This window comes from Dechloromonas sp. ZS-1, assembly GCF_039649255.1.
Lineage (GTDB): Bacteria > Pseudomonadota > Gammaproteobacteria > Burkholderiales > Rhodocyclaceae > Azonexus.
Map to the genome: position 1 here is coordinate 220590 of NZ_JBDIYD010000002.1, position 13849 is coordinate 234438.

The 13849-nt window shown below is 60.9% G+C and carries 11 protein-coding genes; 5 read left to right on the plus strand and 6 right to left on the minus strand.

Translation table 11 applies throughout. The annotated features are described in order from the left end of the window. Positions 1–64 precede the first annotated feature (64 nt). Complete coding sequence (locus AACO21_RS03885; RefSeq protein ID WP_346191177.1) at positions 65–2758, plus strand: bifunctional acetate--CoA ligase family protein/GNAT family N-acetyltransferase; 2694 nt, start codon at positions 65–67, stop codon at positions 2756–2758. Between the two features lie 131 nt (positions 2759–2889). Here AACO21_RS03885 and AACO21_RS03890 read toward each other — a convergent pair whose 3' ends face one another. Both AACO21_RS03890 and AACO21_RS03895 read right to left on the minus strand, forming a co-directional pair. After that, a complete protein-coding gene (locus AACO21_RS03890) occupies positions 2890–3312 on the minus strand; it encodes a DUF4395 family protein (RefSeq protein WP_346191178.1) in 423 nt (140 codons plus the stop codon). A gap of 74 nt (positions 3313–3386) precedes the next feature. Further along, positions 3387–4184, minus strand: a complete 798-nt coding sequence (locus tag AACO21_RS03895) for a DUF1684 domain-containing protein (RefSeq protein WP_346191179.1) — start codon at positions 4182–4184, stop codon at positions 3387–3389. A gap of 175 nt (positions 4185–4359) precedes the next feature. Here AACO21_RS03895 and AACO21_RS03900 point away from each other — a divergent pair, with 175 nt between their 5' ends. The 3 genes from AACO21_RS03900 (at position 4360) to AACO21_RS03910 (ending at position 6187) form a co-directional block, all read left to right on the plus strand. Beyond that, on the plus strand, positions 4360–5100 hold the full coding sequence (locus AACO21_RS03900; protein WP_346191180.1) for a hypothetical protein: 741 nt from the start codon (positions 4360–4362) through the stop codon (positions 5098–5100). Between the two features lies 1 nt (position 5101). After that, the gene (locus AACO21_RS03905; protein ID WP_346191181.1) at positions 5102–5683 is read left to right on the plus strand and encodes a FlgO family outer membrane protein; all 582 of its coding nucleotides are present in this window, start codon (positions 5102–5104) and stop codon (positions 5681–5683) included. A gap of 213 nt (positions 5684–5896) precedes the next feature. Beyond that, positions 5897–6187: a DUF2502 domain-containing protein gene (locus tag AACO21_RS03910; RefSeq protein WP_346191182.1), complete on the plus strand. Its 291-nt coding sequence runs from the start codon at positions 5897–5899 to the stop codon at positions 6185–6187. A gap of 110 nt (positions 6188–6297) precedes the next feature. Here AACO21_RS03910 and clpB read toward each other — a convergent pair whose 3' ends face one another. Continuing rightward, positions 6298–8880, minus strand: a complete 2583-nt coding sequence (clpB, locus tag AACO21_RS03915; RefSeq protein WP_346191183.1) for an ATP-dependent chaperone ClpB — start codon at positions 8878–8880, stop codon at positions 6298–6300. Positions 8881–9039: 159 nt separating this feature from the next. Here clpB and AACO21_RS03920 point away from each other — a divergent pair, with 159 nt between their 5' ends. Beyond that, positions 9040–10671 carry a methyl-accepting chemotaxis protein gene (locus AACO21_RS03920; RefSeq protein WP_346191184.1) on the plus strand — a complete coding sequence of 544 codons (1632 nt, stop codon included), beginning with the start codon at positions 9040–9042 and terminating at the stop codon, positions 10669–10671. Positions 10672–10745: 74 nt separating this feature from the next. Here the strand turns inward: AACO21_RS03920 and moaE are convergent, their stop codons facing one another. From moaE to AACO21_RS03935, 3 genes are read right to left on the minus strand one after another with little or no spacing between them, the layout of a single operon-like run. Beyond that, the gene (gene moaE / locus AACO21_RS03925; RefSeq protein WP_346191185.1) at positions 10746–11219 is read right to left on the minus strand and encodes a molybdopterin synthase catalytic subunit MoaE; all 474 of its coding nucleotides are present in this window, start codon (positions 11217–11219) and stop codon (positions 10746–10748) included. 22 nt (positions 11220–11241) lie between these two features. Next, on the minus strand, positions 11242–12828 hold the full coding sequence (locus tag AACO21_RS03930; protein WP_346191187.1) for a peptide chain release factor 3: 1587 nt from the start codon (positions 12826–12828) through the stop codon (positions 11242–11244). 31 nt (positions 12829–12859) lie between these two features. Next, entirely contained in the window at positions 12860–13606 is a 747-nt protein-coding gene (locus tag AACO21_RS03935; RefSeq protein ID WP_346191188.1) for a DUF2189 domain-containing protein, read from the minus strand. Positions 13607–13849 lie beyond the last annotated feature (243 nt).

Genomic DNA, 13849 nt, shown 5'->3' on the forward strand with positions numbered 1-13849 from the left:
GCAATCCCTTAGTGTTTGTGCCAGAATCGTGCGATGCACAATAACAGCCTGGGAGGGCCATGAGATGCTGGAACAGCACTATCTGACCTCGTTGTTCGAACCGAAATCGGTCGCCGTCATCGGCGCATCCGATCGCGAAAACTCGGTCGGCAACATCATCTTCAAGAACATCCTGAATCAGGGTTACAAGGGCAAGCTCTACGCCATCAACCCGAAGCACGAGACGATTCAGGGTCAGCCCGCCTACAAGTCCATCGAGGAAATCGGCGCCCGCGTCGAGATGGCCATCCTGTGCACCCGCCCGCAGACGGTCCCGCACCTGATCGAGCAATGCGGCCGTAGCGGCGTCAAGAACGTCATCGTGATCGCCTCCGGCTTCTCCGAGGCCGGTCACGTCGGTGCCGCCATCGAGCGCAAGATGCTCGAAATCGCCCGTTCCTACAACGTGCGCATCCTCGGCCCGAACTGCCTCGGCATCATCCGCCCGGAACTCGGCCTGAACGGCACCTTCACCAAGATCACCGCCAATCCGGGCAACCTCGCCCTCGTCTCGCAATCCGGCGCCATGTGCTCCGCAGTGCTGGACTGGGCCAAGGCCAACCAGGTCGGCTTCTCGTCCGTCATCTCCACCGGCACGACGGCCGATGTCGATTTCGGCGAAATCCTCGACTACCTGATCTACGACAGTCGCACCCACTACATCCTGATGTACGTGGAAGGCATCCGTAACGCCCGCCGCTTCATGAGCGCCCTGCGTTCGGCCGCCCGCATCAAGCCGATCATCCTGCTCAAGGCCGGTCGTCACGAGGCCGGCTCCAACGCCGCCGAAGCGCACTCCGGCATGATCGCCGTGACCGACAGCGTCTTCGACGCCGCCGTGCGCCGCGCCGGCGTGGTCCGCGTGCAGAACGTCGGCCAGCTCTTCTACGCCGCCAAGGCCCTCGCCTCCAAGTTCCGCCCGCAGGGCAACCGTCTGGCCATCATCACCAACGGCGGCGGCCCGGGCGCCATGGCGGCCGACCGTGCCGGCGACCTCGGCATCCCGCTCGCCCAGTTGTCCGATGCAACCATGGCCACCCTGAACAAGGTGCTGCCGATCAACTGGTCGCATGCCAACCCGATCGACATCATGGGTGACGCCACGCCGGAACGTTACCGCGAGGCCATCCTGACCGTCACGCAGGACCCGAATGTCGACAGCACCCTGGTCATGCTCTCGCCGCAAGCGATGACTGAACCGATGGAAGTGGCCAAGGCCATCATCGAGGTCTCCGACAAGCTCAACCGCTCGCTGATCTGCTGCTGGATGGGTGAAGAACAGGTGGCCGAGGCCCGCAAGGCGCTGGAAGATGCCGGCATCCCGGCCTTCCGCATGCCGGAAACCGCGATCGAGCTCTTCCACCACATCTCGAAGTACTACCGCAACCAGAAGCTCCTGCTGCAAACGCCGGAGCCGACCCGCCAGCATGGCCGCCCGGAAGCCGAAGGCGCCAAGATGCTGATCGAGGCCCTGCTCGCCGAGCGCCGCAAGGTGCTCTCCGAGATGGAATCCAAGGCCATCCTGCGGGCCTTCAAGGTGCCGGTGGCCCAGACCATGGTGGCCCGCACGGCAACCGAAGCCCTGCTGCTCGCCGAGCAGATCGGCTTCCCGATCGCCATGAAGGTGGATTGTCCGGAACTCACCCACAAGACGGACGCCGGCGGCGTGCGCCTGAACATCGTCAATGCCCCGGCCGTCCGTAACGCCTACCACGACATTCTGGACACGGTGAGCAAGCGTCATCCGAACGCCAAGATCAATGGCGTTTCGATCGAGCCCTTCCTGTCCCGTCCGAACGGGCGCGAGCTGATGATCGGCGTCTTCCGCGATCCGATTTTCGGGCCGGTGATCACCTTCGGCGCCGGCGGTTTCGACGTCGAAATCTTCTCCGACCGCTCGGTTGCCCTGCCGCCGCTGAACCGCTTCCTGGCCAAGGATCTGATCGACTCGACGCGCGCCGCGAAGATCCTCGGTCAATTCCACAACATGCCGGCGGTCGACCGTGACGCCCTGAAGGAAGTCCTGCTCTGCATCTCGGAAATGGTCTGCGAACTGCCGTGGATTCAGGAGCTTGACCTCAACCCGCTGATCGTCGATGAAAACGGCGCCATCGCCGCCGATGCCCGCATCGTCATCGATCACGCCGTCGGCGCCTCGGGTGACCGTTACGCCCACATGGCGATCTACCCGTACCCGGTGCACCTGATCCAGGACTGGACGATGAACGACGGCAAGGTCGTCACCATCCGCCCGATCCGTCCGGAAGATGCCGACATGGAGCAGGAGTTCGTCAAGGCAATGTCCGACGAATCCCGCTACTACCGTTTCATGGACACCCTGCGCGAACTGACGCAGACCATGCTGGTCCGCTTCACCCAGATCGACTATGACCGCGAAATGGCCCTGGTCGCCACCCTGCCCGGCGATGACGGCAAGGAAAACCAGATTGGCGTGGCCCGCTACGTGCTCAATCCGGACGGCGAAACGGTTGAGTTCGCGCTCGCCGTGGGCGACGACTGGCAGAAGTGCGGTGTCGGCCGCAAGCTGATGACGGCGCTGATCGACTGTGCCCGCATGAAGGGCTACCGTGCCGTGGTCGGCGACGTGCTGTCGACCAACAGCAAGATGTTCCGCCTGATGACCAGCCTGGGCTTTACCATCCACCCGCATCCGGACGACACGGCCGTGAAGCGCGTGGTCAAGCCGCTGACGGGCTGATCACCCACTGCCTGTCCATCAAAAACGCCGCCGAGGCTTGCGCCCGGCGGCGTTTTTTCATGCTTCAGACAGTCGCGCTGCGGCAGCCAAAAGGCTCAAGCGTGCTCTCTAGCGCAGTTTCCCGCGACGTATCAGGCTGCACCACGCACGCGGTACCAGGCAGCATAGGCCCAGCAGGCAGCGCAGAAGCCGGTCGCCAGATCGATGAAGGCAAAGATCAGGATGGCCGTCGCCGGGATCACGCCAAAACCGGCATCCAGCGCCCAGGAAATGCTCATGGCCGCGCCGGCAACAAAGGCGATCTTGTCGGCAAACATCTTGGAACCGGCATTCTGCAGCTTGCGCAGACCCAACTTCTCGGTCAGCCCGGCAAACAGGCGGTACGACAGACATTTGTGCGGGGAGACAAAACCACGGATGAAGCCACCGCCCGCCAGGAGGATGGCGGCCCATTGATACGGCGTGAAGAGATACACCGCCGCAATGGCAAAACTCATCAGCGCCTGAAAGCGGTAGGCATTGGCACAGACGGGGGCAATATCGAAACGCAACATGGCATGCACTCCTGAAAAATCATCGATGCAGTCATATTAGCAAACGCTTATTTAATGTCAATATCAGTATTTGATTATTTTGATACCGGCTTCAACTCCCCCGCACGCACGGCAAAGGGCAGCCAGTTTTCCGGCGGCGGCAAAGGGCATGTCGCGAAGGGTGTAAACGCACAAGGCGGATTAAACGCGCGGTTGAAATCGAGGCGAATCCGCCCGTCGACCGCCGGTGCAGCTTTCAGGAAACGCCCGGCACCATAGGTTTCACGACCACTCGTCCGGTCACGGAAGACAAAGAAAGCCGCTTCGGCGCTGACCGACATGGGCAGCAAGGCCACCGGTTCCCCCGCCACCGAAAACACGGCCCGATGCGTGACAGCGACCTCTTTCAACTCGCCGCTCACATTCGGTACCGCCATCAGGATGGGCGCAGGCAAGACTTCCCAGGTCGCCTCGATCATCCAGGCCGGATCCGCATCGAAATACGTCAAACCGGCAAAAGGACGGGCTTGCGCCCAGGCCCGGTCACGTACCCGAATGGCAATCCGCCCGTCACGGTCGACGGCAAAAAAAGACCAGTTTTCAAAGCTGATCACACTGGGAGGCCCGTCACGGTCCGATACCAGCGGCTGCGACGCGCCTTGTCGGGGCTGCCAGAGGAGGCCATCTGCCGTCAGTTGCACATCCCCCAGGTAAGCCGGACCACCCGGCAGGCGTATCGCGCAATCCTCACCGGCCCCCACCCGATTCTGCCCGGGCTCCAGCCAAAACAAGCCAACAACCCCCAGCCAGCTATCCGGCCCGCTGAGTTCTGCCATGCGTGCAGCCTGCCAGCTTTTGCATGAGGCAATGCCATCAAACTCCGTATCGATCACGCACCCTCCGTCCGAAACAAATTAAAAAATCACTGTTTTAATAACCAATCACAAAACCCGAAACCGATCAAAACCATCAAAAGCACAAAACACTGTGCCACCATGGTTTACACGGATCAAGCACTGCAAGTAACATGCAAAAGTTACCCAAATCAGATTTCCATGGAGCATTAAATTGATAAAATTTATTACTTTAGGCCTATTTTCTTCAGCTCTATTGCTGGGTGGGTGTGCGAGCAAATATGCAGACGTACCGGCGCCGACCCGTTTTGAAAATGCAGAGCAACAAAAGTTGCAGGCAGCCAATCATTGGAAGCTGATTGCTCGGCACATCGCCAAGCAAATCGCTGACGATACGGCAGATCGACTCAACGGACGCCTGATCTATGTACCGACACCCAATAACGAACAAGCCTTTGTTACGGGTTTCCGAGAACTCCTGATCACCGAACTGGTTCGCCAAGGCACGCCTGTCAGCATCAAACCAGAGCAAGCACTGCAGGTCGATGTGCAGTATTCAATTTTCAAATTTTCGGAGGAGCGAGCCCGCCAAACCTACCATTACGGTGATGCAACTGCACTCGCAGCAGGACTCTGGGCGGTCGGAGGGGTCATGGCGGGAAATCTCGCAAGCGCCAAAGGCGTGGACGCAGGGATCAAACTTCTGACCGGCGCCGCAGCACTGGATGGATTTGGCTGGCTGAGCAACGAAGCACTCGGTCGAGGCCGCTTTGCCAATGGCGCAGTTCCCCGTTCCGAAATTCTTCTCACCACCTCCATTGCGGACGGCAATCGATTGATCAGCCGCGTCAGCAACATCTATTACACGGCAGATGAAGATCATGCTCTGTACTGGAACAAGCAAAATACCAACGCAGGCACCACCCTGAAAGTCATGCAAGCGGAGGGCAAATAAGATGAAATCAGTCTGGCTTCCCGCAACCTTCCTTGCCCTCACATTAACGGCTTGCCAAGGGCAGCCGGCCAAAGTCGAGGCCCCCACTTACGAACAAGCAGCATCCAATCCATTCCGTGCCAGCAACTACGCTGCAACCGATGCCCTGCTCAAAAATTATGGATCGGCCTTCACCAATAATCGTGGCAACGACAGCGGCCCCGCCCCTTTCGTCATTACGACCCTGGTGAATGTTGATCAACTTGAGCAATCGTCCACCCTCGGACGCGCCATCTCCGAACAAATTTCATCTCGCCTGACCCAAACAGGACACCGTGTCATCGACCTCAAGGTCCGCAACAGCGTTTATATGCGGAAATCCGAAGGCGAATTCCTGCTCACGCGTGAAATCAAGGAAACTGCAGCAACTTACCGAGCCCAAGCCGTCGTTGTCGGGACCTATGCCGTCAGCGCCTCCTTCGTCCATATCACCTTGAAGCTGGTTGATCCGGCAAGCAGCATGGTTTTGTCGGCGCATGATTATTCGTTGCCGCTGGACCCCGAAACCAAGTCAATGCTCCGGAAAACCGGCAACAACAGCTGATTTGTCGTACTGCACGCGGACCTGTGCCGCGTAATAGCTCCGCCTATGGCGTGCCGTCACAAGCACGCCATTTTTTTGCTCTGCCCAAGGTAAAAAATCCGTTGAGCGAGCGCCCCGAAAGATTTTCTACCGCCTGTGTCAGCGCTTTGCACAAAGCGTCGTTAATATCTCAGAGGAGGCCTTGTTCCCTCCCCCATTTCCCGGAGTCTTGCAATGAAAAAACTGTTCCTGGCCGCCTTGATCGGCCTGACGCCCCTGCTGGCCAGCGCCGTCGATGTTAACGTCAACCTCGGGAACGTTCGCGTCCAGGGGCCCGGTGGCGTGACCGTGACCTTTGGCAGTCGCGATACACGGGGTTATTACTGGGATGGTTACGAGTACCGCGATCCGGATTACTGGAAGCGGCATGGCGGCCCGCGCGGTGAGAAGTACTACACGGGCCATGGCAAGGGCCACGATGCCCGCCATTGCCCGCCGGGCCAGGCCAAGAAAGGCAATTGCTGATCCCCGTCACAGGCACAGTCCGGCGGTCAACCGCCTGACACCCCAAAAAACCAAAACGGCGAGGTTGCCCACCTCGCCGTTTTGCCATCGCTTTACTTACCTGCTGCCGATCAGGCTTTGCTGAAGTGCAGCTCGCCGTTGTCGATGCCGACGCGGATGACATCCTTGGCGGCAAAGCGGCCTTCCAGGATGGCACGTGCCAGCGGATTTTCGATCTGCTGCTGAATCGCCCGCTTGAGCGGCCGCGCACCAAACACCGGATCGAAGCCGGCCTTGGCCAGTTCGAGCAGCGCCGCATCGTCCACAATAAGCTGCATCTCCAGCTGTGCCAGACGCTTTTCCAGATACGCCAGCTGAATCTTGGCGATCCCGGCGATGTGCTGCTCATCCAGGCTGTGGAAGACCACCACTTCGTCGATCCGGTTTACGAACTCCGGCCGGAAATAGGTTTTCACCTCGGCCATCACGGCCAGCTTGATCAGGCCGTAATCATCGCCCTGCATCTGCTGGATCATCTGGCTGCCCAGGTTCGAGGTCATGACAATCACCGTGTTCTTGAAATCCACGGTACGCCCCTGGCCGTCGGTCATGCGGCCGTCGTCCAGGACTTGCAGCAGCACGTTGAAGACATCCGGATGGGCTTTTTCCACCTCATCGAGCAGGATCACGCTGTACGGCTTGCGGCGCACGGCTTCGGTCAGGTAACCGCCTTCCTCATAGCCGACATAACCCGGCGGCGCGCCGATCAGGCGGGCAACCGAGTGCTTCTCCATGAACTCGCTCATGTCGATGCGGATCAGGTGTTCCTCAGAATCGAACATGAACTCGGCCAGGGCCTTGCAGAGCTCGGTCTTGCCGACACCGGTCGGGCCCAGGAAAAGGAAGGAGCCGTAGGGTTTGTTCGGATCGGAAAGACCGGCGCGGGAGCGACGGATCGCATCTGCCACCAGGCGGACGGCTTCATCCTGCCCAACCACGCGCTGATGCAGTTTGTCTTCCATCTTGAGGAGCTTGTCGCGCTCGCCCTGCATCATCTTGCTGACCGGGATCCCGGTGGCGCGGCTGACCACTTCGGCGATTTCCTCGGCGCCGACCTGGGTGCGCAGCAGTTTGTTTTTGACCTGTTTTTCAGGGTCGACCGTATCCGCCGCCTTCAACTGCGCTTCCAGTTGCGGCAACTTGCCGTATTGCAGCTCGGCCACCTTTTCCAGCTTGCCTTCGCGCTGCAGTTTCACGATCTCGGCCTTCAGATGGTCGATTTCTTCCTTGATCTGGGCGGAACCCAGCACGGCGGATTTTTCGGCCTTCCAGATTTCTTCCAGGTCGGAATACGCCTTGGTCAGGCGGGCAATTTCTTCCTCGATCAGAGCCAGGCGCTTTTGCGAGGCTTCGTCCTTTTCCTTCTTGACGGCTTCGCGCTCGATTTTCAGCTGAATGATGCGGCGATCCAGCTTGTCCATCGACTCCGGTTTGGAATCGATTTCCATCTTGATACGCGCCGCCGCTTCGTCAATCAGGTCGATGGCCTTGTCCGGCAAAAAGCGGTCGGTGATGTAGCGATGGCTCAGTTCGGCCGCCGCAACGATGGCCGGATCGGTGATGTCGACGCCGTGGTGCAGTTCGTACTTCTCCTGCAGCCCACGCAGGATGGCGATGGTGCTTTCCACCGACGGCTCCTCGACCAGCACTTTCTGGAAGCGGCGCTCCAGCGCGGCATCTTTCTCGATGTACTTGCGGTACTCGTCGAGCGTGGTGGCACCGATGCAATGCAGCTCGCCGCGCGCCAGGGCGGGCTTCAGCATGTTGCCGGCGTCGATGGCGCCTTCGGCCTTGCCGGCACCGACCATGGTATGGATTTCATCGATGAAGAGGATGATCCGGCCTTCGTCCTGGGCGATCTCCTTGAGTACGGCCTTGAGGCGCTCCTCAAACTCGCCACGGTACTTGGCACCGGCGAGCAGACCGGCCATGTCCAGCACCAGCACCTTCTTGCCCTTCAGGCTTTCCGGTACCTCGCCATTGATGATGCGCTGGGCCAGTCCTTCGACGATGGCGGTCTTGCCGACGCCGGGCTCACCGATCAGGACCGGGTTGTTTTTCGAGCGACGCTGGAGAATCTGGATGGCGCGGCGGATTTCGTCGTCACGGCCAATCACCGGATCCAGCTTGCCCATGGCGGCGCGCTCGGTCAGGTCGATACAGAATTTCTTCAAGGACTCGCGCTGGCCTTCGGCCTCCTGCGAATTCACCGACTGCCCGCCACGCACGGCGAGAATGGCGGCGTCCAGCGCCTTTTTCTGCAGGCCGTGCTGTTTCGCCAGGCGGCCGGCATCCCCCTTGTCGTCGCACAGGGCGAGCAGGAACATCTCGCTGGCGATGAACTGATCACCCCGCTTCTGGGCTTCCTTGTCGGTCAGATTGAGCAGATTGCCCAGATCACGGCCAATGCTCACGTCACCGCCGTGGCCTTCGATCTTGGGCAGACGGGTCAGGGCCTGCTCCAGATCACGCTTGAGGCCCGGAACATTCACCCCGGCGCGGGCCAGCAAGGACGTCGTGCCGCCATCATCCTGATTGAGCAGGGCCATCAGGAGGTGCAGCGGATCAATCAGCTGCTGGTCATTGCCGAGCGCCAGGCTCTGGGCATCGGCCAGCGCCTGCTGAAATTTGGTGGTCAATTTGTCGAGTCGCATGGTCAATCTCCCTGTGCGCAATTCCGAATGAGGACAAGGTAAGGATGAATGTCCGCATTTCAACCGCCCTGTTGATCAAAATCAGGGCGCGATCACATGGGCTGTGCTAGATTGGCAGAAGTGGTATTTTTACCAAAAAAAAGAAAGAGGAGGCATACCATGGCGAAATCCATGACGCTCCGCAGCAAACTGACCTGGATGACCCTCATTACCATCCTGGCCCTGGTTGCACTGGTTGTCCTGATGCTGAACGGGGAGCGGCATCAAATGCTGGAGGACCGACAGAACAAGGTCCGCAGTCTCGTTGAAGTGGCCTATGGCACGGTCGCCCACTACGAAAAGGAAGCACGGGAAGGCCGCCTTTCCGTCGAAGAAGCGCAAAAGCTCGCCAAGCTGGCCGTGAAGGCCATGCGCTACGATAAAACCGAATACTTCTGGATCAACGACCTGACCGACCTCATGGTCATGCATCCGATCAAGCCTGAACTGGACGGCAAGAAGCTGGATCAGCTCAAGGACAAGAATGGCAAGTTCCTCTTCCGTGAATTCAATACCGTGGTCAAAAACCAGGGGTCAGGCTTTGTGGACTACTACTGGCCCAAGCCCGGCAGCGACGCCGGCGTGCCCAAGCTCTCCTATGTGATGGGCTTCACGCCATGGGGTTGGGTGATCGGGTCCGGCATCTACGTCGACGACGTCGATGAAAAATTCAAGAATCAGGCCTTCAAGCTGCTCCTCTGGGCCGGTTTGATCTGCGGCTTCATCGCCATTTCCCTGCTGGTACTCTCCCGCAACATCATCCGTACCCTGGGCGGCGACCCGGCCATTGCATCCGCCATTACGCAACGCATTGCCGCCGGCGATCTGGCGACGCCGGTCGACTGTCCGACAGACGACAAAACCAGCCTGCTCGCCAACATCCGCACCATGCAGGAAACCCTGCGTTCCATGATCGGCACCATCACCGGCAACGCCGAACAGGTTGCCCGTGCCGCCGACGAGTTGCTGCAAGCCTCGGAAAAAGTCGCCGAGCGCGCCCGCTCCCAGAGCGATGCCGCGTCCTCGATGGCTGCCTCGGTGGAAGAAATGGCGGTGAGCATCGATCAGGTGCGGGACAACGCCTCGGAAGCCCATGGCATTTCGATTGAAGCAGGCAACATCTCCGATGCCGGCGCACAGGTGATCCACAACGCCGCCAGCGAAATGCGCAAGATTTCCGATGCCGTGCAAGCGTCATCGCAAATCGTTGAAGATCTGGGCAAGCAGTCCGACCAGATCAGCAGCATCGTCAATACCATCAAGGAAATTGCCGACCAGACCAACCTGCTCGCCCTCAACGCCGCCATCGAGGCCGCCCGCGCCGGCGAGCAAGGCCGCGGTTTTGCCGTCGTGGCGGACGAGGTCCGCAAGCTGGCCGAGCGCACCGGGCTGTCGACCACCGAAATCACCGACATGGTCGGCCGCATCCAGAACGGCACCAAGAGTGCCGTAAGCAGCATGCAGGCCGGTGTGTCGCAGGTCGGCAACGGGGTGGAACTGGCCAATCAGGCCGGGGAATCGATCAACCGTATCCGCGAAGGCGCCGAGCGCGTCACGCATGTGGTCAACAGCATTTCCGACTCCATCCGCGAGCAGAGCCAGGCCGGGAACCAGATCGCCCAGCAGCTGGAAACCATTGCCCAGATGTCCGAGGAAAGTGCCGCAGCTGTGGCCGATACGGCACGCGCCGCGCGCCACCTGCATGACCTGTCCGCCTCTTTGCACACTGCGGTCGCTCAATTCCGGACCTGAGCCGGTTCGCACCCAGCAAAAAGGGGCCAATGGCCCCTTTTTTCATGTCGCCGGGCAGCGCTCGCAGCCCGTCCTCAACGCATCAGCGGCGCAGGTGCTGCCGACCAGCGCTCAGCCGCGCTGTCATCCGTGTCGCGCGCATCGACCCAGCGCCCGCCATCAGGCGTGTCTTCCTTCTTCCAGAAGGGGGCACGGGTTTTCAGATAGTCCATGACGAACTCGCAGGCGGCAAAGGCTTCGCCGCGGTGCGCGCTGGTCACGGCCACGAGCACGATCTGGTCGCACGGTTTGAGCGGCCCGACACGGTGGATGACCAGCACGTCGTAGAGATCCCAGCGCGCCTTGGCCTCATCGACGATGGCTTCCAGCGCCCTCTCGGTCATGCCCGGATAATGCTCCAGGGTCATGCCGGCCACGCTGGCCCCCTCGTTCATGTCGCGCACCAGACCCAGAAAGCTGACCTGGGCACCAATGCGCGCATCCTGCGCGCGCTGGGCGGTCAACTCGGTCCCGAGGTCGAAATCCGTGGTCTGGACACGTACGCTCATGCGCTGCCTCGCTCCGGCCCGATCAGGCCACTTCGCGCGCTTCGAGGAAGCGCAGGTTGGGGTATTTTTCCTGAACCATGTTCAGATACACATTGTTTGGCGCCAGATAGACCGGATCGTCCGCCCCATCGAGCGCGACGTTGGCGCTGTAACGGTCGGACAACTGACGCAGTTCGCTCTGGTCACCAACGATCCAGCGCGCCGTGGCGCAGTTGTAGTGCTCGAAGATCACCTGCACGCCGTATTCGTGCTCCAGGCGATGCGCCACCACGTCGAACTGCAGCGCGCCGACCGCGCCGAGGATCATGTCGGAGCCGGAAATCGGACGGAACAACTGGGTCGCGCCCTCCTCCGCCAGCTGCAGCAAGCCCTTTTGCAATTGCTTGATTTTCAGCGGGTTGGCGATGCGGGCCAGGCGGAACATTTCCGGGGCAAAGGACGGAATGCCGGTGAAGCGCAGTTCCTCACCTTCGGTGAAGGTTTCGCCGAGACGGATCGTGCCATGGTTGGGGATGCCGATGATGTCGCCGGACCAGGCTTCGTCGGCCGTCGAACGGTCGCGCGCCATGAAGGTGATCGCGTTGTTGATCGACAGGGTCTTGCCGGTCGCCACCTGCTTGACCTTCATGCCCCGGTCGAAGCGGCCCGAGCAAACACGCAGGAACGCAATGCGGTCGCGGTGCTTCGGGTCCATGTTGGCCTGGATCTTGAACACGAAACCGGAGAACTTGGCTTCGTTCGGGGCCACCTGGCGTGCCTCGCCCTTGGCCAGGGCCGGGCGGGAAATCGGGGCCGGTGAGAGTTCGACCACGGCGTCGAGCAGACTCTGCACGCCGAAGTTATTGACCGCCGAGCCGAAAAACACCGGCGTCTGCTTGCCGGACAGATAGGCTTCGGCATCGAAGGGATGCGATGCACCGCGCACCAGCTCGATGTCCGTACGCAGTTCGTCGGCCTGGGTGCCGATCAGCTCATCCAGACGCGGATTGTCGAGCCCCTGGATGATCTCGGCCGTGCCCTTCTCGGCCTGCGGATCAAAGAAGGCGATGGTATCGTCGTAAAGGTGATAGACGCCACGGAAACGCTTGCCCATGCCGATCGGCCAGGTGATCGGCGCGCACTGCATGCCGAGCACGGACTCGATTTCGTCGAGCAGATCGATCGGCTCCTTGCCTTCGCGGTCCAGCTTGTTGATGAAGGTCAGGATCGGGGTGTCGCGCATGCGGCAGACGTTCAACAGCTTGATGGTCTGTGCTTCGACGCCGTTCACCGAGTCGATCACCATGGTTGCCGAATCGACGGCGGTCAGCGTGCGGTAGGTATCTTCCGAGAAGTCCTCGTGGCCCGGGGTATCGAGCAGGTTGATCATGCACTCGCGGTACGGGAACTGCATGACCGACGAGGTCACCGAGATGCCGCGCTGCTTTTCCAGCTCCATCCAGTCCGAGGTCGCGTGGCGCGAGGCCTTGCGGGCGCGCACTTCGCCGGCCACCTGAATGGCGCCGCCGAACCACAGCAGTTTTTCGGTCAGCGTCGTTTTACCGGCATCGGGGTGGGAGATGATCGCAAAAGTGCGGCGGCGGGAGATTTCTTCGTCAAGAACGGACACGGCGGCTCAGTCAAAAGCGGAAAACCGGACATTATACCCGGTCGACCGTCGGACCCTCCGGCAACACGTGCCGATAGAGTGCCCAACTAGCAAAGGCCAGCCACGGCAGGGTGAGCAGCAAGAGCGGCAGGAGCAGCACGCTGAGCATGGTCACACCAGCCAGCAGCGCCCCCCAGGCCAGGGCCGGGAGAAAATTACCCAGGATGATGCGGATGCTGAGCACCACCGCCGCCACCAGCGAAGCCCTGCGCTCGCACAGGAGCGGCACGGAAAACGCCGACACGGCGAAGAGCAAGCCGGCGATCACGGCGCCGGACACACTCCCCCACAGCACAAAGCGCGCAATGCCGCCCTGCCCGAGCCAGGCCGCCCAACTCACTGCCTCGCCGCCGACCATATAGGCGTACAGGATCGCGGCATCGGTCACGAAAATCATGAACAGCAAGGCACAGACCAAGGCCAGCGCCCACAGGGCCGGGGCTGCGCCGGCAAATCCCTGGCGCACGGCCGGTGCCCCCAGCGGGAGACCTTGCTCAACAGCCCGTGCCAGCCCGAAGAAGCCGGCGAGACCCACCGGTGCAATCAGCATGAAGGCACCGGCTGCCGGGATCAGGAATGGCGTCCAGCCCAGCGCCAGCAGGGTCCCCATGAGCAACGCGCCGGGCAGCACGAAGCAAGCGGCGAAGGCCAGCGCCGTTCCCCGCGCCTGCCGCAGCATCACCGCCCCCGATCGCAAAGCCGCACCGATGTCCTGCCAACCCAATTGCCTCGGCTGCATCCCGTCTCCCCGCCCGCTGAAAAGGAACACGCTAACAGCCGCCTGCGGACAGGTCGCCAAGATGGATCAAAAACGGCGCGAGCAGTCAGACAGTCTGGGCAGGCTTGAAAGCGATGGCGACAGGGACACCGACGCAGATCGCATCACCGTCGCCCACGTATCACGCTTGATTTTCAGCCCTGTCCGACGGTCGACCGCAGGAAACGTCGCACAACCCCGTGCGGATACAGCGCCGCCTGCGCT